Origin of the sequence: Nocardia sp. NPDC051900 (assembly GCF_044452545.1) — a bacterium.
Lineage (GTDB): Bacteria > Actinomycetota > Actinomycetes > Mycobacteriales > Mycobacteriaceae > Nocardia > Nocardia sichangensis.
This window is the reverse complement of the sequence record NZ_JBITBU010000006.1, coordinates 147,911-173,613: the sequence shown is the minus strand read 5'-3', so window position 1 is coordinate 173,613 and position 25,703 is coordinate 147,911. Positions and strand designations below refer to the sequence as shown.

General features: G+C 67.3%; 23 protein-coding genes. 16 read left to right on the top strand and 7 right to left on the bottom strand.

The annotated features are described in order from the left end of the window. Positions 1 to 25 precede the first annotated feature (25 nt). The 11 genes from ACIA5H_RS11820 to ACIA5H_RS11770 all read left to right on the top strand — a co-directional run bounded on the left by ACIA5H_RS11820 (position 26) and on the right by ACIA5H_RS11770 (position 12,190). A complete protein-coding gene (locus tag ACIA5H_RS11820) occupies positions 26 to 781 on the top strand; it encodes an SDR family oxidoreductase (protein ID WP_379253576.1) in 756 nt (251 codons plus the stop codon). Between the two features lie 10 nt (positions 782 to 791). Then, entirely contained in the window at positions 792 to 1,775 is a 984-nt protein-coding gene (locus tag ACIA5H_RS11815) for an NADPH:quinone oxidoreductase family protein (RefSeq protein ID WP_356964570.1), read from the top strand. Positions 1,776 to 1,816: 41 nt separating this feature from the next. Continuing rightward, complete coding sequence (gene fabG, locus ACIA5H_RS11810; protein WP_355074091.1) at positions 1,817 to 2,578, top strand: 3-oxoacyl-ACP reductase FabG; 762 nt, start codon at positions 1,817 to 1,819, stop codon at positions 2,576 to 2,578. A gap of 17 nt (positions 2,579 to 2,595) precedes the next feature. Further along, the gene (locus ACIA5H_RS11805; protein ID WP_397075745.1) at positions 2,596 to 3,048 is read left to right on the top strand and encodes a MaoC family dehydratase; all 453 of its coding nucleotides are present in this window, start codon (positions 2,596 to 2,598) and stop codon (positions 3,046 to 3,048) included. Between the two features lie 22 nt (positions 3,049 to 3,070). Further along, the gene (locus tag ACIA5H_RS11800) at positions 3,071 to 4,264 is read left to right on the top strand and encodes an acyl-CoA dehydrogenase family protein (protein WP_397075743.1); all 1,194 of its coding nucleotides are present in this window, start codon (positions 3,071 to 3,073) and stop codon (positions 4,262 to 4,264) included. Continuing rightward, positions 4,261 to 5,358, top strand: coding sequence for an acyl-CoA dehydrogenase family protein (locus tag ACIA5H_RS11795; protein ID WP_397075741.1), 1,098 nt, complete (start codon positions 4,261 to 4,263; stop codon positions 5,356 to 5,358). The genes ACIA5H_RS11800 and ACIA5H_RS11795 overlap by 4 nt, the downstream gene beginning before the upstream one ends. Positions 5,359 to 5,441: 83 nt before the next feature. Next, positions 5,442 to 6,068: a TetR/AcrR family transcriptional regulator gene (locus ACIA5H_RS11790; RefSeq protein WP_379253572.1), complete on the top strand. Its 627-nt coding sequence runs from the start codon at positions 5,442 to 5,444 to the stop codon at positions 6,066 to 6,068. A 10-nt stretch (positions 6,069 to 6,078) separates the two neighbouring features. Next, positions 6,079 to 7,314, top strand: coding sequence for a PucR family transcriptional regulator (locus ACIA5H_RS11785; RefSeq protein WP_397075738.1), 1,236 nt, complete (start codon positions 6,079 to 6,081; stop codon positions 7,312 to 7,314). Between the two features lie 132 nt (positions 7,315 to 7,446). Beyond that, entirely contained in the window at positions 7,447 to 8,925 is a 1,479-nt protein-coding gene (locus ACIA5H_RS11780) for a class I adenylate-forming enzyme family protein (RefSeq protein ID WP_397075736.1), read from the top strand. Positions 8,926 to 8,957: 32 nt separating this feature from the next. Then, positions 8,958 to 10,718, top strand: coding sequence for a DUF3556 domain-containing protein (locus ACIA5H_RS11775; RefSeq protein ID WP_397075734.1), 1,761 nt, complete (start codon positions 8,958 to 8,960; stop codon positions 10,716 to 10,718). Next, positions 10,715 to 12,190 (top strand): phytoene desaturase family protein, encoded by a 1,476-nt coding sequence (locus ACIA5H_RS11770; protein WP_397075731.1) that lies wholly within the window; start codon positions 10,715 to 10,717, stop codon positions 12,188 to 12,190. The genes ACIA5H_RS11775 and ACIA5H_RS11770 overlap by 4 nt, the downstream gene beginning before the upstream one ends. A gap of 142 nt (positions 12,191 to 12,332) precedes the next feature. Here ACIA5H_RS11770 and lexA read toward each other — a convergent pair whose 3' ends face one another. From lexA to ACIA5H_RS11750, 4 genes are all read right to left on the bottom strand, one after another. Further along, positions 12,333 to 12,995 carry a transcriptional repressor LexA gene (lexA, locus tag ACIA5H_RS11765; protein WP_379253567.1) on the bottom strand — a complete coding sequence of 221 codons (663 nt, stop codon included), beginning with the start codon at positions 12,993 to 12,995 and terminating at the stop codon, positions 12,333 to 12,335. A gap of 29 nt (positions 12,996 to 13,024) precedes the next feature. Then, a complete protein-coding gene (locus tag ACIA5H_RS11760; RefSeq protein WP_397075729.1) occupies positions 13,025 to 14,002 on the bottom strand; it encodes a LysR family transcriptional regulator in 978 nt (325 codons plus the stop codon). Positions 14,003 to 14,034: 32 nt separating this feature from the next. Continuing rightward, positions 14,035 to 16,329 (bottom strand): molybdopterin-dependent oxidoreductase, encoded by a 2,295-nt coding sequence (locus ACIA5H_RS11755; protein WP_397075726.1) that lies wholly within the window; start codon positions 16,327 to 16,329, stop codon positions 14,035 to 14,037. A 62-nt stretch (positions 16,330 to 16,391) separates the two neighbouring features. Next, the gene (locus ACIA5H_RS11750; RefSeq protein ID WP_355074111.1) at positions 16,392 to 16,850 is read right to left on the bottom strand and encodes a nitroreductase family deazaflavin-dependent oxidoreductase; all 459 of its coding nucleotides are present in this window, start codon (positions 16,848 to 16,850) and stop codon (positions 16,392 to 16,394) included. A gap of 614 nt (positions 16,851 to 17,464) precedes the next feature. On the opposite strand from ACIA5H_RS11750, the gene ACIA5H_RS11745 reads away from it, so the two are divergent. Further along, on the top strand, positions 17,465 to 18,784 hold the full coding sequence (locus ACIA5H_RS11745) for a family 1 glycosylhydrolase (protein ID WP_397075723.1): 1,320 nt from the start codon (positions 17,465 to 17,467) through the stop codon (positions 18,782 to 18,784). 34 nt (positions 18,785 to 18,818) lie between these two features. Next, positions 18,819 to 19,013 carry a hypothetical protein gene (locus ACIA5H_RS11740; RefSeq protein ID WP_379253562.1) on the top strand — a complete coding sequence of 65 codons (195 nt, stop codon included), beginning with the start codon at positions 18,819 to 18,821 and terminating at the stop codon, positions 19,011 to 19,013. A 5-nt stretch (positions 19,014 to 19,018) separates the two neighbouring features. Here ACIA5H_RS11740 and ACIA5H_RS11735 read toward each other — a convergent pair whose 3' ends face one another. Both ACIA5H_RS11735 and ACIA5H_RS11730 read right to left on the bottom strand, forming a co-directional pair. Further along, positions 19,019 to 20,005, bottom strand: a complete 987-nt coding sequence (locus ACIA5H_RS11735; protein ID WP_397075720.1) for an NAD(P)H-dependent flavin oxidoreductase — start codon at positions 20,003 to 20,005, stop codon at positions 19,019 to 19,021. A gap of 52 nt (positions 20,006 to 20,057) precedes the next feature. After that, on the bottom strand, positions 20,058 to 20,756 hold the full coding sequence (locus tag ACIA5H_RS11730; RefSeq protein WP_397075718.1) for a TetR/AcrR family transcriptional regulator: 699 nt from the start codon (positions 20,754 to 20,756) through the stop codon (positions 20,058 to 20,060). Between the two features lie 187 nt (positions 20,757 to 20,943). On the opposite strand from ACIA5H_RS11730, the gene ACIA5H_RS11725 reads away from it, so the two are divergent. From ACIA5H_RS11725 to ACIA5H_RS11715, 3 genes are all read left to right on the top strand, one after another. After that, positions 20,944 to 22,665, top strand: coding sequence for a GMC oxidoreductase (locus ACIA5H_RS11725; RefSeq protein ID WP_397075716.1), 1,722 nt, complete (start codon positions 20,944 to 20,946; stop codon positions 22,663 to 22,665). A 167-nt stretch (positions 22,666 to 22,832) separates the two neighbouring features. Continuing rightward, positions 22,833 to 24,413: a serine hydrolase gene (locus tag ACIA5H_RS11720; protein WP_397076038.1), complete on the top strand. Its 1,581-nt coding sequence runs from the start codon at positions 22,833 to 22,835 to the stop codon at positions 24,411 to 24,413. Positions 24,414 to 24,550: 137 nt separating this feature from the next. After that, entirely contained in the window at positions 24,551 to 24,982 is a 432-nt protein-coding gene (locus ACIA5H_RS11715) for a hypothetical protein (protein WP_397075714.1), read from the top strand. A 117-nt stretch (positions 24,983 to 25,099) separates the two neighbouring features. Here ACIA5H_RS11715 and ACIA5H_RS11710 read toward each other — a convergent pair whose 3' ends face one another. Beyond that, entirely contained in the window at positions 25,100 to 25,483 is a 384-nt protein-coding gene (locus tag ACIA5H_RS11710) for a VOC family protein (protein ID WP_397075711.1), read from the bottom strand. Between the last annotated feature and the right edge of the window lie 220 nt (positions 25,484 to 25,703).

Below are 25,703 nucleotides of genomic sequence, written 5' to 3'. Positions count from 1 at the left end.
CCGCTGACTCCGCGAAAGGGACTCAATGATGAACAGATTCGAAGGCAAGACAGCGATAGTCACCGGTGCGAGCCGGGGCATCGGGCTCGGCATCGCGCAGCGCTTGGTGGACGAGGGGGCGCGAGTCGTGATCACCGCCCGCAAACAGGACGCGCTCGACGAAGCGGTGGAAGCACTGGGCGGGCCGGCCCGCGCGCTGGCCGTCGCGGGCCGTGCCGATGACGTCGAGCACCAGGCGGAGACCGTCGCTCGCGCGATCGACACGTTCGGTAGCGCCGACCTCCTCGTCAACAACACCGGCATCAACCCGGCGTTCGGGCCGATGGTCGATCTGCCGTTGGACGTGGCCCGCAAGATAGTCGAGGTCAACTGCCTGGCCGCGCTGTCGTGGGTGCAGCAGGCGTATCGGGCCTGGATGAAGGACTTCGGCGGCGCGATCGTGAACGTGTCGTCGGTCGCAGGTCTCAAGCCGGCGCCGGGCATCGGCTTCTACGGTTCGAGCAAGGCGATGCTCACGCACATCACTCAGGAACTCGCGGTCGAACTCGGCCCGAACCTACGGGTCAACGCCGTCGCCCCGGCGGTGGTGAAGACGAAGTTCGCCACTGCTCTCTACGACGGCAGGGAGGACGAGGTCGCCGCGGCGTACCCGCTGAAGCGGCTCGGCGTGCCCGAGGACATCGGCAGTGTGGTGGCGTTTCTGCTCTCCGACGACGCGAGCTGGCTGACGGGGCAATTGCTGGTCGTGGACGGCGGCGTCACGCTGACAGGCGGAATCTGACATGGCGCGGATGAAAGCGTGGCGAGTCCATGAGCTGGGCGAACCGGGCACGGTGCTGCGGCTGGAGGAGGTGGAAGTTCCGGAGCCCGGCCCGAGCCAGGTTGTCGTGCGGGTCCGCGGCGCCGCGGCGAACTTTCCCGATGTACTGATGTGCCGCGGCCTCTATCAGGTCCGGCCGCCGTTGCCGTTCACGCCCGGCGTCGAGTTGTGTGGCGAAGTGGTGGCGGTCGGTGCCGACGTGGCCGGGATCGCTGCCGGTGACCGGGTGCTCGGAGGCGCGGCGCTGCCGCACGGTGGTTTCGCGGAATTCGCCGTGCTGGAGGCCGCCCAGACCTTCCCAGCGCCGCCGTCGTTGGATGACGCGGAGGCGGCCTCGCTGTTCATCGGCTACCAGACCGGCTGGTTCGGCTTGCATCGGCGCGCCGGATTGACCGCGGGCGAGACCCTCCTGGTGCATGCCGCGGCAGGTGGCGTGGGCAGCGCCGCGATCCAGCTCGGCAAGGCCGCGGGCGCCCGGGTGATCGGAGTTGTCGGTGGCGCCGAAAAAGCCTCCTACGCCGAGGATCTGGGCGCCGACGTGGTCATCGATCGGCATCAGCTGGACTTCGTCGACGTCGTGAAGGACGTAACCGGCGGTCGTGGCGCCGACGTGATCTACGACCCGGTCGGCGGCGAGGTGTACCAACGGTCCACGAAATGCATCGCCTTCGAGGGCCGCATCGTGGTCGTCGGATTCGCCGGCGGCGAGATCCAAGCACCGGCATTGAATCATGCGCTGGTCAAGAACTATTCGATCCTCGGCCTGCACTGGGGTTTGTACAACACCCAGGACCCGGGCGCCGTCGCCGAATGCCATCGCGCGCTGACCGCACTTGCCGCCGACGGCGCGATCCGTCCTCTGGTCGGCGCGCGGCTGGGACTGGAGGAGGTCGCCGGCGCCGTGCAGCGACTCGCGGACGGCAAGACCGTCGGTCGCGTGGTCTACACCCCCTGAACTCAGCAATTCCCCCGCAATCACATCTTCGAGGAGTATTCATGACCGATCCGACACAGCGGACCGCCATCGTCACCGGCGCGGCTCGCGGAATCGGCGCCGCTGTCGCCCGGCGGCTGGCCGCCGACGGTATGGCAGTAGCCGTGCTCGACTTGGACGAGGCCGCCTGCAAGACGGTCGTCGACGACATCGAGGCAGCCGGTGGACGCGCGCTCGCGGTCGGTGTCGATGTTTCCGACGAGGCCGCGGTTACCCAGGCGGTCGATCGCGTGGCCGCCGCACTCGGCGCACCGACGGTGCTGGTCAACAACGCCGGGATCCTGCGTGACAATCTGCTGTTCAAGATGAGTGCCGACGACTGGGATGCCGTCATGAACGTGCACCTGCGCGGTTCGTTCCTGCTGGCCCGGGCAGCGCAGGCGCACATGATCGAGCAGAAGTGGGGTCGCATCGTCAACCTGTCCAGCACCTCGGCGCTCGGCAACCGTGGCCAGGCCAACTACGCGGCCGCCAAGGCCGGGCTGCAGGGATTCACCAAGACGCTCGCACTCGAACTCGGCAAGTTCGGCGTCACCGCGAACGCGGTCGCCCCGGGTTTCATCGAGACGGAGATGACCGCGGCCACGGCCGCCCGGATGAACATCTCCTTCGAGGAGCTCAAGGCGGCGATGGCCGCCCAGATTCCGGTTGCCCGTACCGGCACTCCCGCCGACATCGCGCACACCGTGTCGTTCCTGGTGAGCGAGGGGGCCGGCTTCGTGTCCGGCCAGGTGATCTACGTGGCCGGCGGCCCACGGAACTGAACGGAGGAAGGAGAGCTGTGCAGATATTCCAGGGCCTGTCCGAGCTGGAGGCCGCGGTCGGCACCCACCTCGGATACAGCGATTGGCACACGGTGACCCAGGAACAGATCGATCGCTTCGCCGAAGCTACCGGGGATCACCAATGGATCCATGTGGATCCCGCGAAAGCCGCCGCCGGACCGTTCGGCACCACCGTCGCACACGGGTTTCTCACCCTCTCGATGGTGCCGATGCTGGCCGGTCAGGTATACGCCGTGCGGGGCTTGTCCATGGGTGTCAACTACGGCACCAACAAGGTGCGATTCCCCACTCCGGTCCCGGCCGGATCCCGGGTCCGAGCCGGTGTCGAACTGGTCTCGCTCGTGCCGGGCACGATCGGGTCGCAAGCAGTGCTCCGAGTGACCGTGGAACTCGACGGCTCGGACAAGCCCGCGTGTGTGGCCGAGACGGTCGCGATGCTGGTGCCGTGACGGCCGATCAGAAGGATGACAGATGACTCGACCCGACGCGGTCCGCGACGATCTGCGGCGCGGGGTGGAAGCCGTACTCGAAAAGCACGATCCGGCCACCACCGATGCCGTGACCTTTCACCGAGCCAGGTTCGACGCGGGCCTGGCCTGGGTTCACTTTCCGATCGGGCTCGGTGGCCGGGCCGTCGACCGGGAACTGCAACCGTTCGTCGACGCCCTGTTCGAGCAGGCCGGATCTCCGGACAACAACGCGGCGATCAACGGTATCGGTCTGGGTATGGCCGCGCCGACGATCCTCGCCCACGGCACGACGGAACAACGGCAGCGCTTCCTGCGTCCGCTGTGGAGCGGGGAGGAGATCTGGTGCCAGCTGTTCAGTGAACCGGGGGCAGGCTCGGACCTGGCCGCGATCGCCACCAGGGCAGTGCGTGACGGCGGTGACTGGGTCGTCAACGGGCAGAAAGTGTGGACTTCGGTCGCGCACAAAGCGCAATTGGCGATCCTCGTGGCACGCACCGACCCCAGCCGGCCCAAGCATGCGGGGCTGACCTACTTCATCTGCGATATGACCGCACCCGGAGTCGAGGTGCGGCCGCTGCGGCAGATCACCGGCGAAGCGGAATTCAACGAAGTCTTCCTGACCGACGTTCGGATCCCCGACACGCACCGCCTCGGCAAGGAAGGAGAAGGCTGGCGAGTCGCAACCACCACTTTGAACAATGAGCGCGTCTCGATCGGGGGGCGCGCGCTCCCCCGCGAGAGCGGAGTGCTGGGCGCCGCCGCCGGCCTCTGGCGCGAATTCCCGGAAAAGCGCACCCCCGAATTGCACCACCGGCTGTTGCGATTGTGGGTGGATGCCGAGGTCTCCCGGCTGGCGGCGACCCGGCTGCGTCAGCAGGTGGCCGGCGGCCAGCCCGGGCCGGAAACCTCCGCCCTCAAGCTGTCGTTCGCCCGAGTCAACCAGCAGGTTGCCGGATTTGAGGTCGAACTGCGCGGTGAGGACGGCCTGCGATACGACGATTGGACGATGGTGCGCCCCGACCGGGTCGATTTCGCCGGTCGCGGCGCCGGTTACCGCTTCCTGCGGGCCAAAGGCAATTCGATCGAGGGCGGAACCTCCGAAATCCTGCGCAACATCATCGCCGAACGGGTCCTCGGGCTGCCGGGTGAACCCCGTGCGGACAAGGACATCGCCTGGAAGGACCTGAGCCGATGAGCGACATCCTGCTGCTCGATACCGATGTCGAGACCTCCTTGCGCAACGCGGTGCGTGACCTGCTCACCACCCGATGCGATCCGTCCGCGGTCGCGCGGGCCTACGACGGCGATCGAACACTGACCCGGACGCTGTGGACATCGATCACCGACGACCTCGGGCTCGCTGGTCTCCTCATCCCCGAGGACCGCGGCGGGGCGGGCGGTACGGCCCGTGACGCCGCCGTCGTCCTCGAGGAGTTCGGACGGTTCGTCGCACCGGTCCCATTTCTGACCAGCAGCGTCATTGCCGCGACCGTCCTGCTCGCGGGCGACTCCACGCTGGTCGGTCGGCTCGGTGACGGTAGTTGCAGCGCAGCGCTGCTGACGCCGTTCTCCACCGCGCTCGCGACGCACATCCCGACCTTGACGGCTGATGCGGAGGGCCGGCTGTCCGGACTGGTTACCAGCGTCGCCGGCGCGCTCGACGCCGATGTGCTGCTGGCCGCCGTCGAGACGGCCAACGGCACGGAGGTCCACGCGTTGACGGCCGCCGCGGCGCAGATCAAGCCGGTGGTCTCCCTGGATATGACCCGCCCGCTGGCTGACGTCGCTGTCGACTCCGTGCCGGGCCGGGTCGTCGTCGCCGCCGAGTCCGGTTGGGCCGCTATCCAATCCGGCTTGACGCTCGGCGCCGCACTCCTCGCGTCCGAGCAAGCCGGAATCGCCGCCTGGTGCCTGGAGACAACCGTCGAGTATCTGAAGCTGCGACGCCAATTCGGCCGGGTGGTCGGCGGATTCCAGGCGATCAAGCACCGCCTCGCCGACCTCTACGTCGAGGTCGAGTCGGCCTCGGCCGCCGCGCGGTATGCGGCGGGAACATACGCGGCCGACGACCCCGACAGCGTGATCGCCACCGCCGTCGCGGCGTCCTATTGCAGCGATATCGCGGTGCGGGCCGCCGAGGAGGCCATCCAATTGCACGGCGGGATCGGCATGACCTGGGAGCACCCGGCACACCTGTACCTCAAACGCGCGAAGGCCGACCAGATAGGACTGGGAAGTCCCGGCCACCATCGGAGATTGCTGGCGGACCTCGTCGGGCTGCCCGCGTGAGAAAGCTGAATGCACTGAACATGCTGTTCACAGGTGCCGATACCGGCAAACTCGTGCTCGTTGTGTAGAGCCATACTGTCCAGGTGACCGATACAGAGGACCTATCGCGCGCGGACCAGACCCGAGCGCGGCTGCTCGACGCCGCGGTGGTGGCCTTCGCCGAACGCGGCTTCCACGGGTCGACCACCCGCGATATCACATCGATCGCCGGGGTGAGCACCGGGACGATCTACGTGTATCACCGTTCCAAGGAAGAGTTGCTCTACCAGATCTCACGCGCCGGTCACCTGGACACCCTGGAGCGCGTCCGCACTGCCATCGCTTCGGCACAAGACCCCGCCGAGCAACTGATCGCCGTGATGCGGGAGTTCACGATCCATCACGCCCGCTCCCACACCGTCGCCCGGATCATCAATTATGAGCTCGCCGCACTGAGCCCAGAACATCAACAGGAGATCAAGGCAACCCGGCGTGCGATCGAGGGCGAGGTCCGGTGCTTGATCGAGCGCGGGGCGGCCGCGGGGGTGTTCGAGAACTCGAATACCCATATGGCCGCGGCCGCTCTGCTTTCGCTGGGAATAGATATCGCGCGCTGGTACCACGAGGGTGGCTCCTGGTCACCGGAGGACATCGGCGACTATTACGCGGACCTCGCGCTGCGGATCGTGGGCGGTCGAAGATCGAGGCCGCCGGAGTCCGCTCGATCGTGACGATGTCAGGATGATCATGCGGAGCGACGCCGCGGAACTGCTCGCGAGGATCGCGGGAGAACTGAGCCGACATGCGCTCGGCTTGTCCGAACGTTTGACGGAGCAGATGCTCCACATAGAGCCGGAGCTGCGCGGCGACAGCCGCGTGGAGTCACTACTGCGGGCCAGCGTCACCGGCAACGTCGTGATCGCGTTGCATATCTACGAGCTGGGGCTCGACATCGACGAACTCGAAGCTCCCACGGAGGCATTGGAGTACGCCCGGCGCATGGCCCAGCGCGGCACTTCGATCGCCGCCCTGCTGCGGGCCTACCGCATCGGGCAGCGACTGTTCAACGACCACATGCTCGGCGAGCTCACCGCGGCGACCAACGACGTCGCCCTGATCACCTCCGCGGTGGCCGAGATGACCGACCGCTCGTTCGCCTATATCGATCGGGTCTCCCAGCAAGTCGTGACCGCCTACCAGGACGAGCGGGACCGGTGGCTGCAGAACCAGATGGCCGTCCGTACCGCGAGGGTGCGCTCGATCCTGTCCGGACAGCGCGTCGACCCGGATGACAGCGAGCGCACACTGGGATATCGGCTCGACCGAACCCACCTCGGCATGGTCATTTGGTCCGACGCGGGCGCCGACCAACTGCGCGCGGCCAAACAAATGGCGACGGCCATCGCCGATCAGTTGTCCTGCCAAGGACCACCGCTGCTGATCCCGGCCGACGAATCAACCCTGTGGGCGTGGCTCCCGCAACCGGAACTGGATGTCGATCCCGCCGCGGTGCGCACTCCGGAGCAGACATGGGCAGCGGTGGGCAGACCTGCCACCGGACTGGAAGGCTTCCGGCTGACCCATCGCCAGGCGACACAAGCGCAGGTCGTCGCGATGTCCGCACCGGCACCGCAGCGTGCGTCGATGTCTTGTTCGGCTCAGCTCGGGCCGATCGCGCTGATGTGCTCGGACCTGACCGCCACCCGGGCATGGATCAGCGAAATTCTCGGGTCGCTTGCGCGTGATGACGATGCCACGGCGCAACTCCGCGAGACCGCGCGTGTCTTCCTGGAGACGAACGGCAGCTTCCAGACAACGGCAGAGCGGCTGGTGCTGCACCGCAACACCGTCCAGTACCGGATCCGCAAGGCGGAGGCGGTACTGGGACATTCGCTTCGGGAGCGACGACTGGAGGTCGAGGTCGCCCTGCTGGCCTGCCGGTGGCTGGGGTCGACCGTGCTGCAGCCCGTGGGGTGACCGACACATCCGTCGTGCGCGGCGCACGATCCCTCCCGCTATCTTCATGCGCTCACAATATGGTCCAGGTCACATCACCTTCCTAACGTGGCGTTCACGCAAGTGAGCTGCCGAGTTAGCAAGGAGATCGACATGCACTTCGCTGCCCTGCCGGATATACGTGCCGCAGGCTTCCCCACCAACCCGTGTCTTGCCGACGACAACTCGGGAAGTATCACCAACGCCGAGTTCCTCGACTTCGTGCGGAAGTACGCCGATCGGTTGTCGGAGGCGGGGATCGGTGTCGGCGATGTCGTGGCCGTGATGTTGCCGAACCGGCTCGAGTTGATCGTGACATTGTTCGCGGCTTGGCGGCTGGGCGCCGCGGCGACGCCGATCGACCCGTCGTCGACCGCGGCCGAGTCCGACTATCAACTGGCCGATTCCCGCGCTCGCGTCCTTGTCTGCGCTGACGAACGCGAGGCCGGCCAGGCCGATCAACCGCAGCGAATTGCGCTGGCGGAGCTGAATCGGCACGAAGGCCGCGGCGGCGCCGCGGAAGCGACCGAGTTCTCCAACGACGCGCTCGCGTTGATCATCTACACCAGCGGCACCACCGGACGTCCCAAGGGCGTCGAGTTGACGCACGCGAACATCATGGTGATGGCCGAGACGATGGTCGCGGGTATGCGGTTGACCGCCGAGGACCACAGTCTGCTGATCCTGCCGCTGTTCCACGTCAACGGCATCGTGGTCGGCGTGCTGTCGCCGCTGCTCGCCGGCGGCCGGGCCACAGTCGCGGGCCGGTTCTCGCCGCGGACCTTTTTCGACAGGGTCGAGGCGGCGCGGCCGACCTATTTCTCCGCGGTGCCCGCCATCTACGCCATGCTGTCGGCGCTGCCTGCGGAGATCCGGCCCGACACCTCCTCGGTCCGGTTCGCGCTCTGCGGTGCGGCTCCGATGCCGGTCGAACTGCTCACCCGATTCGAGGAGCGCTACGCGATCCCGATCTACGAAGGTTATGGCCTGTCGGAGGGGACGTGCGCGAGCACGGGCAATCCACTCGACGGTGTCCGCAAACCCGGCACCGTCGGTCGCGCGCTGCCGGGGCAGGAGATCGCCATCGTCGACAGCGACGGCAATTTCCTCAGCGCCGGATCGGTGGGCGAGGTCGTGGTCAAAGGCCCGACCGTGATGCGGGGATATCTGGGCCGGCCAGAGGAGACGGCGAAGGTGATCGTCGATGGCTGGCTGCACACCGGAGACATCGGTCGCATGGACGCCGACGGCTACCTCACCCTGGTCGACCGCATCAAGGACATGATCATCCGCGGCGGAGAGAACATCTATCCCAAGGAGATCGAGTCCGCGATCTACACCCACCCACAGGTGCTCGAGGCCGCCGTGATCGGTCGACCGCACCCGGTCTACGGCGAAGTGCCCATCGCCTTCGTGTCCTATCGCGACGGCGCCGCGGTCGAGCCGGAACAGATTCTCGAACTACTGCGGAAGTCTTTGGCCGCCTACAAGCTTCCCGAGCTGATCGTGACCGTAGACGAGATCTCGAAGAACCCCGTCGGGAAGATCGACAAGCGGATTCTGCGCCGCCGCTCGGTCGATGCGACCCTCTGACCCCCTCCTCTCCCTCTCGAAAGACACCTGCCATGGGATTCACGAAACCCGATCTTCCGAACATCGACTACGCCGAATGGAAGACCCGCCCGCGCGGTGAACGGCTGCGCACCGTCGCCGAGCACTGGGTCGAGCACGGCTTCGGCACGCCTCTTGCCGTCTACCTGCTCTACCTCGTCAAATGCGCCTTGTACGTCCTCGGCGCGGCCGCGGTGATCTCCCTGACCCCCGGGCTCGGGGCGCTCACCGACATCAGCTCGTGGTGGACCGAACCGATCGTCTACCAGAAACTCGTCGTCTGGACTCTGCTGTTCGAAATACTCGGGCTCGGATGCGGGTTCGGACCGCTCACCATGCGGTTCCTGCCGCCACTCGGCGGCCTGCTGTACTTCCTGCGTCCCGGCACCCTGCGGCTGCCGCCATGGCCGGGCAAGGTGCCGTTCACCCGTGGTGACGAGCGCGGGCTCATCGATGTCGCCTTGTACGCGGTCGTCCTCGGATCCGGAATCCAGGCGTTGCTCGCCTCCGGTCGCGGCGTTCCGCCGGTGGACGGCGGCCATGTAGGCCTGCTCGATCCCATGGTCGTCGTCGCTCTGGTCATCGCCCTCTGCGTGCTCGGGCTGCGAGACAAGACGGTGTTTCTGGCCGCACGCCCTGAGCACTACCTGTTGATGCTGCTGATGTTCTTCGTCCCCTTCGCCGACATGGTGATCGGATTCAAGCTGGTCATGCTGGCACTGTGGTGGGGTGCGGCCACGTCCAAGCTCAACCATCACTTCGGGCACGTGGTCGCCGTCATGATGAGCAACAGCCCCGTCATGCGACTCGGATGGCTCGAGCGCAAGATGTACCGCAACCCACCGCAGGACCTGCGGCCGTCACGTATCCCGGCTCTGCTGGCTCACGGCGGCACCGTCGTGGAATACCTGGTTCCCGCCTACCTCGTGTTCCTCGGCCACGGCGGCCCACTGACCTGGGCCGCGATCATCTTCATGGCCGTTTTCCACCTGCACATCATCTCCACCGTCCCGATGGGCGTGCCGCTGGAGTGGAACATCTTCTTCATCTTCAGCCTGTTCTACCTGTTCGGACACTACGGCTACATCCACGTCCAGCAGCTTCGATCACCGCTGGTGCTCGCGATGATCCTCTTCTCCGCACTCGTCGTCGTCGTGGGACATATTCGGCCGCAATGGGTTTCGTTCCTGACATCGATGCGCTACTACGCAGGCAACTGGGCCACAAGCGCTTGGTGTTTCCGCGGGGACGCCGAGCTGAAAATCGAGCAGCACGTCACCATGAGCGCCGCGCTCCCGGTCACCCAGTTGACCAAGCTGTACGGCCCCGAGATCGCCGACATCCTCATCCAGACCGGGCTCGGCTGGCGATCGATGCACACCCACGGCCGGGCACTCAACGGCCTTATCGCACGCGCCGTCGACAACCCGGAGGACTACGCCGTCCGCGACGGAGAGATTGTCGCGGGCCCGCTGCTGGGCTGGAACTTCGGTGAAGGGCACTTGCACAACGAACAGCTGCTGACAGCGCTGCAGCGGCGCTGCCAGTTCGAGGAGGGCGAGCTTCGCGTCGTCGTCCTCGAATCTCAGCCCATCCACCGGCAACGCCAGGCATACCGCATCATCGATGCCAGAACCGGGGTCATCGAGGAGGGCTACGTACTGGTCGAGGACATGCTTGCCCGCCAGCCATGGCCGGAGCCGGACGATCTGTTCCCGGTTCATCCTCTCCACCACGACGACACCCAGGATCTGTCCTCGGCGCGTGCGCGATGACCACGGCCATCGTGGTCGGCTCCGGGCCGAACGGACTGGCTGCGGCCGTGACGCTGGCCCGGCACGGGGTCGACGTCACCGTGCTGGAAGGTGCCGCCACCATCGGCGGCGGCACCCGCTCCGGCGAACTGACCCTCCCCGGTCTGCTGCACGACCACTGCGCCATGGCCCACCCCATGGCCGTCGGCTCACCGTTCTTCGCCGGAATCGACATGGCCCGCTACGGATTGGAATGGGCATGGCCGGAAATCGACTGCGTTCACCCCCTCGACGACGGAACAGCGGCAGTGCTGTATCAATCCGTCGAAGAGACCGCGGCGGGCCTCGGGCCGGACGGGCCGATCTGGCGCCGCCTGTTCGCCCACCCCGCCGCTGGATACGAACTGCTGGCGAAGGACGTCATGCAACCACTCCTACGGATACCGTCACATCCACTGCGGCTGGCCCGATTCGGCATCCCGACCCTGATCCCCGCCGCCGCACTCGGACGGCTGTTCCGGACCGAGCGGGGACGGGCGTTGTTCGCCGGGAACATGGCGCACGGCTGGCAACCACAGCACCGGATCCTGTCCGCGGCGATCGGTCTCGGCATCACCACCGCGGGCCATCGCTACGGGTGGCCAGTTGCGGTGGGCGGCTCACGCGCCATCACCGAAGCCATGGCTGCGGCGCTGAGAGATCTGGGCGGAAAGATCGAGACCGGGTTCTGGGTCGAGTCGCTGGACCGACTGCCGCCGGCCGACCTCGTGATGTTCGATCTTGCCCCGGCCGCTATCGCCGACATCGCCGGTGACCGGCTGCCGTCACGGGTCGCCCGGGCCTACCGGCGCTTCCGGCACGGGCCCGCCGCATACAAGATGAGCCTGGCCATAGCGGGCGGCATTCCGTGGACCAGCCCGCACGCCAGGAAGTCGGGAAGCCTGCACATCTGCGGCAGCGCAGCTGACGTGGTCCGCGCCGAACGCGCTGTGCATCGAGGTCGGCTTTCCGACCGACCGTTCATCATCGTCGGACAGCAGTACCTCGCCGACCCAACACGCTCACAAGGAAACGTGCACCCGGTCGACATGTATGCCCATGTGCCACAAGGATATTCGGAGGACATCACCGAAGTGCTGCTCGATGCGGTCGAGCGGTTCGCACCGGGGTTCCGAGACCGCATCCTCGCCACCACCGTCGTAGGCCCCATCGACATGCAGGCCTACAACCCCAACTATGTGGCCGGAGACATCCTCACCGGCGACAAGAGCATCCGCCAGCTGGTCTTCGGCGGACCACGCATCACCAGGCGCCCCTATCATGTGGCGGACCGGATGTTCATCTGCTCGGCCGCTGTCCCGCCAGGGCCGGGAGCGCACGGGATGAGCGGATACAACGCCGCGGTCGCGGCCCTGCGAGAATTCGCCGCCCCACCGAGGCATCGATCCGCAGTGCCGCGCGGCGGGAACGGCCCGAACTCCCCCGATCATTGATCGCAGCGCGCGTCGCGTCGACCTGGGCGGTTACTGGGGCAAGCAAGGCCGCGACCTGCTCGACCACCGCGATCCCCTGTCGGTCCAGACCCCTGCGCCGGTCAACGCGACGACCCGACGCCATCGAGCAAGCGCACCGGGCTCAGACCCGCCGCATCACCGACACGACCTTGCCGAGCACCACCGCTTCGTCACCGTCGATCACCTCGTAGGCCGGATTGCGCGGCTCGAGATACACATGACCGCTACGCCGCCGGTACACCTTCACCGTCGCTTCTCCGTCGATCATCGCCGCCACGATCTCACCGGAATGCGCCTCGTGCTGCTGTCGCACCACCACGATGTCGCCGTCACAGATCGCCGCGTCGATCATCGAATCACCACGCACCCGCAACCCGAACACCGTGCCACGGCCGACCAACTCGCGCGGCAACGTCATCGTGTCGTCGGTATGCTCCTCGGCCAGGATCGGAGCACCCGCCGCGATATCGCCGACCACCGGCACCGCCACCGAATCCTCCGCCGTCTCCCGCCGCACGGGAGCCCGCAGGAACATCCGCACGTCGATCGGACGCGACACCGTCCGGCCGCGGCGCAGAAAACCTCGCTCCTCCAAGCTCTTCAGATGCTTGGACACCGACGACGCCGACCGCAGACCCACCGCGTCACCGATCTCGCGCGTATTCGGCGGATACCCGTACCGCAGAACCCAGTCCCGAATCGTGGCGAGAATCCGCTGCTGGCGCGGCGGCAACGTCGAGGTGTCGAGGTGCTCGAACGCGTCGAGCGGGTCGTATCCGGTCACCCGGGGAATGGTAGAGGCACGGGCCGACACTACGGACCGGCCACCACACCGGGCACGCCGAACAACTCCTGATCGGGTTCGGGAACCCAGCAGGCGGCGGCGGTATCCCGGTTGTAGCTCTCCGCGACATGCTCGATCAAATGCCGCAATCCCGGATGCCGGTCACCCGCCGACCACAGCAGCGCCAGCGGATAGGCCGGAGTGGGATCGACGATCATCAGCCGCCGCACGTTCGGATGCCACGGCGTCTGCCCGCCGTCACCGGTGAAGGTCGCCAACGACGACGAATCCGCGATACGTTCGACGATTCCCGCCATATTCTCCAGCGGACCCCCGGTATCGATCGGAATCCCGCTGAACGCGCTGAGTTCTCGATAGAAATCGGCCCACTCCGACGGCACGGCCGCACCGGGCACCCACACCGGATGCCCCGCGACCTCCCGCAACCCGATCGTCGACCGGCCCGCGAACGGATGGTCCTTACCCACGAGCAGATACAGCGGCTCCAGATACGCCGGAGCCGCGACGATGTCACCGGGCAACGCCACCGGGCCGCCGTGCGCGCGGGCCAAGGCCACGTCGACCAGACCGCTGCGCAGCGCCTCCCGCGACGTCGTGATCATGTTCGACATGACGATCTCGGTCTCACAGCGCGGATGACGCGCGAGATAGAACTCCATCAACTCCGTCGCGGCCATACGCTTACCCAGAACCGCCACCCGCAACGGCCGCACCCGCTCGCGCACGGACCGCACCGCCGCCTCGGCGCCCACGAGCAGTGAACGCGCATGCGGCAACAGCCGAAGACCCGCTGCGGTCGGCGTACTGCCGCCGCGTCCACGCTCGAAAAGCTCCGCACCCAACTGCGATTCGAGTTTCGCGATGCGCTTGGACACCGCCTGCTGGCTGATACCCAGCACAGCGGCGGCGTGACCGAACTGCTCCTCCTCCACCACCGCGACGAACGCCCGCAACGCCGCCAGATCCAGATCCACCATCACCTCCATCGACCAGGCAACCTCCGCCTTGCTCGGCTACCTCACAACGCTTCCGCGCCCGTCCGCTCCGGCGGGCGGACCACCTCCACCTCCGTGAGCGGGCCCGCATAACGCTCGATCTCCACCAAAGTGAGCTGCCCGGCGCACCCTTGGCTGAGCGTCGAGGACGGACGGTCGGCGATCAGCACGTTCGGATTACCGTGACGGCAGAACGTCGGATCCGCCGGGTCGGGGTCGTACCACGCGCCGGTGGACAGCTGCGCGACACCGGCTCGCACCCCCTCGTCCACGACCAACCCCGCCAGGCAACTACCCCGATCGTTGAACACCCGCACGATGTCACCGGCACGCAGACCACGAGCCTCGGCGTCCGAGGGATGCATCCGGATCGGCTCCCGCCCGGAGATCTTCACCGACTGGCTATAAGCGCCCACGTCCAGCTGACTGTGCAACTTCGTCCGCGGCTGGTTCGCCACCAACTGCACGGGGAACCGCTCCGCCGCCGCGCCACCGAGCCACTCCTCCGGCTCCAGCCACACCGGATGCGGCGGGCAATCGGCGTACCCGAAGCCATCGATCGTCGACGAAAAGATCTCGATCTTCCCGCTGGGCGTGCTCAGCGGGTACCGGTCCGGGTCTGCGCGAAAGTCCGCGGCAAGCACCTGCCGTGGGTCCGGCGCCGGAAGCTCGAGCGCCTCGCCGGACCAGAACGCGTCGAAATCCGGAAACTCCTGTCCCGCACGCGACTGCTCTACGCGCCACCGCTCGTACAGATGCCGCAGCCACTCCGCGACCGAACGTCCTTCGGTGAACTCCTTGCCGACCCCGAGCCGATCCGCCGTCTCGGCGAAGATCCGATAATCGTCGCGCGCCTCGGCACGCGGGCGGGTCAGCGCTCGCATCGGAAAGAACGACCGGTCACCTTCGCCCGCGCCGTAGTCATCGCGCTCGATGGACATCGTCGACGGCAACACGATGTCCGCGTGCCGCGCGGTAGCCGTCCAGAAGGCATCGTGCACCACCACCGTGTCCGGCCGTTCGAACGCCATTCGCAAACGGGCCAGATCCTGGTGGTGATGGAACGGATTGCCGCCACACCAATACACCAACCGCACATCCGGATACACCAGATCCTGACCGTTGTACCGATAGGGCGCACCCGGATTCAGCAGCATGTCCGCGGTCCGCGCGACCGGAATGAAGGCATCGACACCGTTGCGCCCCTGCGGAAGTCGCGGCACCGGCCCGCGCGCCGGTTCCCCGACGCCCGCGGCCGAGCCGTAACCATGCCCGAACCCGCCGCCGGGAAGGCCGATCTGCCCCAGCATCGCCGCCAGCACCACACCCGCCCACAACGGCTGCTCACCATGTCGCGCTCGCTGCAGCGACCAACTCACCGTCACCAGAGTTCGAGCGGCGGCCATCTCGCGCGCCAGCATCCGGATACGCTCCGCCCCCACCCCGGTGATCGCCGCGGCCCACTCCGGATCCTTGACGACTCCATCCACCGCGCCACGAAGATACGCCGCGAAACGCTCGAAGCCGACCGTGTACTCACGCAGAAACGTCGTGTCCGCCAAGCCTTCCGCGTCCAGCACCTGAGCCAGCGCAAGCATCATCGCCACGTCGGTGCCAGGCAGCGGCGCGATCCACTCGGCTTCGCTCTCCGGCGGGGTGTCGTCGCGCAACGGACTGATCGACACGAACCGGCAGCCCCGCTCCCGCGCCGCCGTGATCCAGCCCCGCACGTTGTGCCGGGAGACGCCACCAGGCGACACCGCCGCGTTCTTCGCTGACAGACCACCGAAGGCCACCACGAGTTCGGAGTGCTCGGCCAGTACCGCCTTCGCCGTCGCCTGCTGCGTCAACCAGCCGATGTCACCGATGACGTGCGGCAGGAAAACCGTCGAAGTGCCCAGACTGTAACTGTTCACGTGCCGGACGTAGCCGCCGAGACAGTTCAGAAAGCGGTGCAATTGACTCTGCGCGTGATGGAACCGCCCCGCACTCGCCCAACCGTACGAACCGCCATACACCGCCTCCGCCCCATACCGCCGGTACACCCGGCCGAGCTCGCCCGCCAGCAGGTCCAACGCCCGTTCCCACGGCACCGGAACAAAAGCCTCCGAACCGCGCGGCCCCGGTCCCGGCCCGTTCTCCAGCCAACCCCTGCGGACATACGGCCGATCAATCCGAGTGGGGTGGTGCTGCGCAGAAGCGACGTTCCCGATCAACGGCATCGGCTCCGGATCACCACGCCACGGCCGGACCTCCGTCAGTCGTTCACCGTCGCTGTCCGCCTCGAACGCGCCCCAGTGGGTCAGATGCGTGGTCACCGCCCCACCGTAATCGGCCCCACCGACATCGCAGCGCCGCCCGTCTCCCCGCCGACGCCACCTCAGCCGGATTTTCGGCGCAGCTCGAAGATCCGGAACACACGGCCGCCGGAGAGCTCGTACTCCATGGCATAACCTGGCCAGAACTCGACCGCCAGATCCCAGAAGGGCTTGCGCTCCACACCGTCGATCTCACGCACCGCGACCAGGAACTGCTCACCCTCGTGCCGGACCGAGGCAGTCTGCGCGGCACGCAGATTCGCCGACCACGCCGGATGTTCGGAACTCCCCCAATTCGAGCCGAGGACGATGAAGTCCGCACCATGCGGGACATACAGCAACGACGTGGTCCGCGGGATCCCCGTCTTCCGGCCCGGCACCGTGACCTCGATGGACGGCAACCCCGCCAGATCCAGGACACCCCTTCGCCCGCCGCTCACCCGCCGGATCACGCGCTCGAGCCGGAGCACGACCGGCGCCGACCGCATCACCCAGCGCTGCTGAGCGAGCCGTCTCGCCACGCGCGGCAACGGATTAGACACCACTTCAGGACACCTCTCCGTACGACTCGCAGGCTGGCAGGCGCTCTACAACAGATCTAACACCTCGTACCGACATCTATGCACAGTCGGCCTATCGGTCTTCGATATCCATTGCGAAGTTTCAGTTGCGGTGCAGGTTTCGTATTGCATCCGTTTCTACGCAATCCCGCTGGTCACCGCACCGGACGAGGTCGCTGGTGATCCCCCGGCCCGGCCTGGCTGCGCCGATCCGGTTCGAGCCCGACCAGGCCGAACGCGATCTTGGATCGGCTCGTCCTGAGCGGAGTTGTGCGTGCACGATCGCATGGTGGTTCTGGGGGTGTTCCGTGGTTTTGAAGATGAGGAAATACATATTTCAATGCGAATATCTACGTATCGACATGCAAGTTCTTGCGATGTTAGTTGTTGAGGCTCCGCCACATCACCCTCCACGCAGTTCCGTTCCGCGCAAGTCCTCGAAGCGCAGCCCACTCCCCGACTTTCGAGAAAACGGACAAGCGACCAGTTACCCTGTCCCCCGTGCCGTCCTCCCCCACCCTGGTTCGAGCACCCGAAGGACGACGAGGATCAGCCCCTTTCGGAACAGGAGTTCGATGCGTTCACACCGCCGCCATGTCTCTGCCGCCTTGGCGGCCGTCGCCGCGGTACTGCTCGGAGGCGCCGCCCCAGCAGCCGCCCGCCCCGAGCCGCCCGCCGCGGTCACCCCGATGGGCCCGGATTTCCTCTGGGGCGTCGCCTCGTCGGGATATCAATCGGAAGGCCATGCCCCGGACAGCAACTGGTCCCGCTACGTCGCGTCCGGGAAAACGACTGACCCCTACCGGGATTCGATCGACTTCTACGCGCGCTACCGCTCGGACATCGCCCTTGCGGCCGATCTGGGCGTGAAGGTGTACCGCATCGGCGTCGAGTGGGCACGCGTCCAGCCCGAACCGGGCAAGTGGGACCCCGAGGGGCTGAAATTCTACGACGATGTCGTCGCCGCGATCACGGCTGCCGGCATGCGTCCCATGATCACCATCGACCACTGGGTCTACCCGGGCTGGGCCGTCGACCGCGGGGGCTGGAACAACCCGGGCCTCGTCGAGGACTGGCTGGCCAACGCACGAGCGGTCGTCGATCGCTACGCCCCGTTCCAGCCGTTGTGGGTGACGTTCAACGAGCCGACCTTCTACCTGCTGAACGAACTGCGCCACGGCGGACTTTCGCCCGCGGCCGCGCCCGCGATGCAAGACCGGATCGCCCAGGCGCACAACAGCATCTACGACTACATCCACCGGGTACAGCCGGGCGCCATGGTGACCAGCAATGTCGCCTACATCCCCGGCGGTGAGGATGTGGTGAACAAACCACTGGTGGACAGGCTCGACACAAAGCTCGACTACATCGGCATCGACTACTACTACGGCCTCTCCCCCGACAGCCTCAGCGCCACGGCGAGTTTCACGGAGTTGTGGAAGAACCCGCTGCAGCCGGAAGGCATCTACTACGCGCTGCAACACTATGCGCGTCAGTTCCCCGGTAAGCCGCTCTACATAGTCGAGAACGGGATGCCCACCGAGAACGGCCTGCCCCGCGCGGACGGATACAGCCGCGCCGATTCACTCCGCGACACCGTCTACTGGCTCCAGCGAGCCAAGGCCGACGGCATGAACTTGATCGGTTACAACTATTGGAGTTTGACCGACAATTACGAGTGGGGCTCCTACACACCACGTTTCGGCCTCTACACCGTCGACGTCCTCACCGATCCAGCCCTCACGCGCAAGCCGACGGACGCGGTGACCGCATACACCGACATCACCCGGGCCGGCGGCGTCGCGCCCGGTTACCAGCCGACCCGTGCGCCGAAGGATTGTTCCTTCGTCGACGCGCCCGCCAGCTGTTCCGACCCGGTCACCGTCCCGCGGTGACACTTCGGGGTACACCATCGAGTGGAGGTGGACGATGACCGACGATCCCATCACGGTGCTGCGGCGCTGGGCCGATTCCGGCGGAATCTGGCGGGTCGCCGGACGCCGGCCCGGTTCGGTCACCGTCGCCCTCTACCAGTGCACGGGCGGAGAGGAAGTCGACCGGCTGGTCTCCTCCGATCCCGAGTTGATCCGCTATCTCGGTGAGCGAACCAGCAGCGAGGACTGAACCCCTCAGCTCATGACCGATCCGGTCGCCCCCGCCCACAGCCGCTCCAGCACGCGCGCGGCCGGTTCCACGGAGGTGATCGAGCCGACCCCCTGCCCCGCGTCGATCGGCGCGACGGCGGGATCGTCAGCGGCGAGCGCCGCGGTGAGAGCGCGCTTGGCCGCCGCGTCCATGGCGAGTTCTTCTTCTCGCCCGGTCCACCGGTCGGTGAACCCGGTGCGCAGCACCCGCGCGGGAAAATTGGTGGGCCAAGGCAATTCCATTCCCACGTCGTACGCGCGGGTGAGCACCGTGTCGTCGCCGCGTGCCTCGACCAGAGCACGACGGCCCGCATCCGACAGCAGCGATTCCGAGGAGGCCGCCAGGCAGGTGCCGAGCCATGCGCCACTGGCCCCCGCGCGCAGCACGGCGGCGAGATCCCCCGGTGCGCCGATGCCGCCCGCCGCGAGCACCGGGACCATTACCGCGTCCAGCACCTCTTCCAGCAGCGGCAGCAGCGACGCGTTCACGGCGCCGTGCCCACCACCCTCCACGCCGCGGGCCACGAGGACGCCGACACCGGCGGCTTGCGCACGCCGCGCGTCCTGCCCGCTGTACACCTGAGTGGCCGGGACGATCCCCGCGTCCGCGACTCGGGCGGCCCAGCCCAAGTCTTCCCCGAAGCTCACCGAGATCAGTGCGGGACGCGCCTCGATCGCGACCTCGAGCAGTCGCGGCTCCTCGGCGACCACCCAATCGACCAGACCGATGCCGAACGGGCCGTCGATGCCGCGCAGGTGCGGCAATTCCCGCTCCAGCGCCCGGACCGATCCGGCACTGCCCATCCCGATCATCCCGAGCCCGCCGGCCGCGGTCACCGCCGCGGCGAGCCGTCCGCCCGCCACACCCCCCATCGGCGCATTGACCAGTGGAATGCGCGCACCCATCCGGTGCGCCCATGCGATCGCGTCGTGTGCGGGGAACTGTTCGCCGGGCGTCGTCACGACTTCCATCGCAGCACACCGTGCCATGAACAGTGCCGGGCCGCCCTGTCACCGCGGGTGGTTACCCGCGGTAACCGAGCATTTCCAGCAGTCCGTCGAGCTGGAGTTCGAACAATTCGTCGCGGTCGGCGAAAGTGTTGGTGCCGTACATGTCGAAGACGTCCGCGCTCACCGCCCCGAACAGGCCGACCCAGAACGTGACGCCGCGGACCACCAGCCAGTCGGGCACCTCGAGCGGGAACTCGTCGCGGATCAGCGCGAAGCTGCCCGCGAGAGGCGCGGAGATCCGCGGCTCCTTACCGGGCGCGGCCAGTCGGCCGGCACGATGGGCCTGAGCGAACAGGGTCAGCAGCGCGGCGATCACCCGGGTGCCCGGCGCGGTGGTCTCGGTGGCGGGTGCGTCGTAGCCGGGAACCGGCGTCCCGAACAACAACCCGTAGCGAGCGGGTTCGGCCAGTGCCCAACGCCGCACCGTGCGACCCAGAACCCGCAGCCCGTCGATCGGATCGTCCCCGGCCTCGGCCAGCGCCTCGTCGACCGCGTCGCCGAGGGCGTTGTAGCCGTCCACGACGAGCAGGGTCAGCAGCTCGTCGCGACTGCGGACATACCGGTAGACGGCCGAGGAGACCACGCCGAGGTCACGCGCGACCGCGCGCAGGGACAAGGCGGCGGCGCCTTCGGTCGCCAGGTGTTCGCGCCCGATCCGGACGATGTCGTTCATGGTCTGGGCCCTGGCGCGGGCGCGGGGGGTCGTCGGCATAACAGAAACGATGCGCGCATCCGAGAGCGTTGTCAACTATTGAGAGCATCGCTCTTTAACCGGGGCGGGCGACCACCGGCACCGCTGATCACCGGAGTGATCGGCTGGTTCGAGCCGACTTGCGAACCGTTACTTACCCGGGAGTAGTGTTAGCCGAGTCACTGGCGACACGATCGAGGAGTTCCACATGGACCAGCGGACGACGGATTTCGACGTGCTGATCGTCGGTTCCGGGTTCGGCGGCAGCGTCACCGCGCTTCGGCTGGTGGAGAAGGGGTACAAGGTCGGCGTACTGGAGGCGGGCCGGCGCTTCGCCGACGACGAACTGCCCAAGACCAGCTGGGAGCTGAAGAAGTTCCTCTGGGCGCCCGCACTCGGCTGCTACGGAATCCAGCGCATCCATCCGCTGCGCAACGTCCTCATCCTCGGCGGCGCGGGCGTCGGGGGTGGATCGCTGAATTACGCGAACACGCTGTACGTGCCGCCGGAGCCGTTCTTCCGCGACCCGCAGTGGCGTGACATCACCGACTGGCGCGACGAACTCACCCCGTACTACGAGCGGGCGCAGCAGATGCTCGGCGTGGTGCGGAACCCGCACATGACGCCCGCCGACGAGGTCTTCAAGGCCGTCGCCGACGACATGGGTGTCGGTGACACCTTCGTGCAGACGCCGGTCGGCGTGTTCTTCGGCGAGCCGGGCAAGACCGTGCCCGACCCCTACTTCGGCGGCGTCGGGCCGGAGCGCACCGGGTGCGTCGAATGCGGCGACTGCATGGTGGGCTGCAAGTACGGCGCGAAGAACACGCTCGTGAAGAACTACCTGTACCTGGCCGAGCAGGCGGGCGCCGAAGTCATCCCGATGACGACGGTCACCGAACTGCGCCCGCACCCGGACGGCACGTGGGACGTGTCCACCGCTCGTACCGGCGCCTGGATTCGCAAGCAGCCTCGCACGCTCACCGCCGCGCACGTCGTGCTCGCGGCGGGCACGCGCGGTACCCAGAAATTGCTGTTCGCCATGCGCGACAAGGGCGTGCTGCCGGGCCTGTCCGATCGGCTCGGCGTGCTCACGCGCACCAACTCGGAGTCGATCGTCGGCGCCGCGACCAAGCAGGTGCGCCCCGGCACCGACTTCACCAAGGGCGTCGCGATCACCTCGTCCATTCATCCCACTCCCGACACGCACATCGAGCCGGTCCGCTACGGCAAGGGCTCCAACTCGATGGGGCTGCTCCAGACACTCATGGTCGACGGCGGTGGCCGGATCCCGCGCTGGCTGCGCTTCCTCGGCCTGGTGCTGCGGCACCCGATGAACCTGCTCAGCTTCTTGAGCACGAAGAACTGGAGTGAGCGGACCATCATCTCACTGGTCATGCAGCACTTGGACAATTCGATCACCACCTACACCAAACGCGGCCTGTTCGGCCGCAAGCTGACCAGCAAACAGGGCCACGGCGAACCCAATCCGACCTGGATTCCGGTGGGCAACGACGTCACCAGGCGGGTCGCGGAGAAGATCGGCGGCATCGCGGGCGGTAGCTGGGGGGAGATCTTCAACATCCCGCTCACGGCCCATTTCCTGGGCGGCGCGGCGATCGGGGCCGATGCCGAGCACGGTGTGATCGACGGCTACCACCGCGTGTACGGCTACCCGACGCTCAGCGTCGTCGACGGGGCGGCGGTCTCGGCGAACCTGGGCGTCAACCCGTCGCTGACGATCACCGCGCAGGCCGAGCGGGCGGCGGCGTACTGGCCGAACAAGGGCGAGGTGGACGCCCGTCCACCGGTGGGCACGGGATACCGGCGTATCGCTCCCATCGCACCGGTGAATCCGGCGGTTCCGGCGACTTCGCCCGCGGCGCTGGTGCTTCCGATCGTGGAGATCCGGGAGACTCCCGCCGCCGGATAGCTCCGCCGCCGGTCTGATCTGCCGGAATTCGACGGCGGCGGGCGAGTGCGTGGCCCGTCGCCGCGAAAACCCGAACCGACCGCGCAGCAATCTCACCTCAACTAGCCTTTATCTGGTCTTTTGTCGCTGCGACAGCCAGGAGGCGATCCGTGGGCAGACTGCGGCGTATGTTGCTCGGCCCCGTGGCGATGGCGACGGCCCTCATACTCGCGATAGCGGGGTGCGGCAGCGACGGAGCGGACTCCACGCGAGCGGGAGCACCGTCCAGTTCCGCGGGGCTGCCCAACCGGATCGCCGGTGTGCCGATACCGGACGGCCGGATCGACGATGCCGTGGGCGAGCTGGACCGGCTCGCGGAAGACCTGTTCGCCTCCTCCGGGGTTCCCGGCATGGCGGTCGCCGTCGTTCACGGCGGAAAGATCGTGTACAGCAAGGGATTCGGCGTTCGCAACGTCGTCACCGACGAGAAGGTCGACCCGGATACGGTCTTCCAGCTGGCGTCGTTGTCCAAGCCGGTCGGGGCCACGGTCGTCGCCCGCCGGATCGCCGCGGGAGGCGTCGAATGGGACACTCCGGTGCACCGGCTGCTGCCGTCCTTCGCCCTCGCCGATCCCTACGTCACCGAGCACGTCACGATCGGGGATCTGTACGCGCATCGCTCCGGACTGCCCGATCACGCGGGCGACCTGCTGGAGGATCTCGGCTACGACCGCGGTCAAATTCTCGACCGGCTTCGGCTGTTGCCGCTGGGCACGTTCCGCGATTCCTACGAGTACACCAATTTCGGGCTGACCGCGGCCGCCGTCGCCGTGGCCACCGCGGCGGGAACCGATTGGGAGACGTTGTCCGCACAGACCATCTACGGTCCGCTCGGCATGAATTCGACCAGTTCCCGCTACACCGACTTCGTGTCCCGCGCGAACCGCGCGGAGGGGCACGTGCTGATCGAGGGGAAGTACGAGCCGGCGAACCCACAGCGCCAACCGGACGCGCAGTCCCCGGCGGGAGGCGTCAGCTCCTCGGTGACCGACATGGCCAAATGGATGACGATGGTTCTCGCCGACGGCTCCGCCGGAGGCTCGGTCCTGGTGCCATCCGAGGATCTGCTGCCCGCAATCTCTCCGCAAGCCGTGTCGGCGCCACCGAAAACGCCGGACGCGCGGGCCGGGTTCTACGGATTCGGCTTCAATGTGAGCGATTCCGCCGCGGGCCGCGTCGTGCTCGGTCACTCGGGAGCGTTCGGCCTCGGCGCGGCCACCGCGTTCACCCTGATCCCCTCGGCCGACGTCGGCATCGTGACGCTCACCAACGCGGCCCCGATCGGCGTGCCGGAGACGCTGAACGCGGAGTTCGCCGACCTGGTGCAGTTCGGGGAGGTCCAGCAGGACTGGCGCACTCTGTATCGAACGGCGTTCCAGCCGCTCGGAGCACCGGCCGGGGCGCTGGCGGGCAAACAGCCGCCCGCCGACCCCGCGCCCGCGCGACCGGCGGCGGCATACGCGGGTACCTACGACAACGCCTACTACGGACCGGCGACGATCAGCGCCACCGATCAATTCCTCACGCTCACCCTGGGCCCCAACAACATGACCTTCCCCTTGAAGCACTGGAACGGCGACACTTTCGTCTTCACGCCTCCCGGCGAGAACGCCCCGCACGGATCGGTCTCCCAGGCGAGGTTCGACGGCGACAAACTCACCCTCGAGTACTACGACACCGAACACCTCGGCGTGTTCACCCGACGGTGACGGTCGCGCCCACCCCGACCGCGACCCCGGGCTCCGGTGCACGGCCCGCAGCCGGTCGCGGACGCCGTCCATCCGTTTCCCGGGGGTTTGCCGACCACCGTTGCGGGAAGTCGCTGAATGCAGGAGAGGAGGCAGCGATGACCGAACCGAACGAGACATACGACCCGCCGCAGGATACCGGCGCGCCCGACGCGGTCGAGACCGATGCGGCGGCCCTCAGCAGCGCCGAGGATCTGGACGAGGACCGGCTGCGTTCCGACCCGCTCGAGGCCGGAATGGACCCACCGGAGCACTGGAGCGGCGTCACGAAGTACGGCGTGACGCAGTGGGAGCAATCTCATCCTCGACCGCTCGGCGACCGGCTCGCCGAAGAGGAGCCCGACACCGATGCCGGAGTCCTGGAGACCGAGGCCACCGGCACCGAGGACGACCGAAAGCTCCAGGACATCACCGACGACCGCGACCAGGTACTCGCCGCGCACCGCTACGAGGAGGAAATCGGTGTGGCGGCCGATATCGCGGGCGGTTCGGTGGCCGATGACATCCGGCACCCGGCCCCGCCCGAATGAACTGGAGCATGCACGCCTGATCGGTACCGCCGTGGCCCGGCCCGCCACCCGGATAAGACATCCGCCGTATATGGCGCGATCGCTTCCGGCGCGGCAGGGCCGGGCGCGGATGGAGTTCTACTCGTCCGGGAGCAACACCAGACAGAACGTATGCCCCACCGGGTCGGCATAAACACGGAAGGCTCCATCGGTTTCGTCCTGCACGAGTGTCGCGCCCAACGCGAGCACAGCGGGCTCGGCTTGCTCGATATCGTCCACGAGGACGTCGAAATGTACTTGCTGTGACCCCTCGGGATCCGGGAAGCGCGGGGGCTGGTAGTCGGGCGCCGTTTGGAACGCGATGCGCCGACCTGATGCCTCGACCAGCACCACCCAGTCGTCGTCATCGTCCTCGAGCAGATCTCCCCCGAGTAACTCTTGATAGAACCTGGCGAGTTTCCGCGGCTGAGGGCGATCCAGCACGACGCTGCGCAACTGTCCGACCCCATTGTTCGATGCCATATTCCGACCTCCAGACCTATGCCATTCGTCGTTGCCTACCCGCGCCGCTCGGTGGCAAACGCGGGCGGTACATCCGAGCGCCGCACCCGTCGCCGCTGCGACGGATCACACGGGCCGAAGGCAGGCCGGACCGAACGCAACGGCCCGCCCGGCGCTACGAAACACGCCGGACGGGCCGCTTCCCCGTTCGCCATGCGACGCCGCCACGTCACACAGCTTG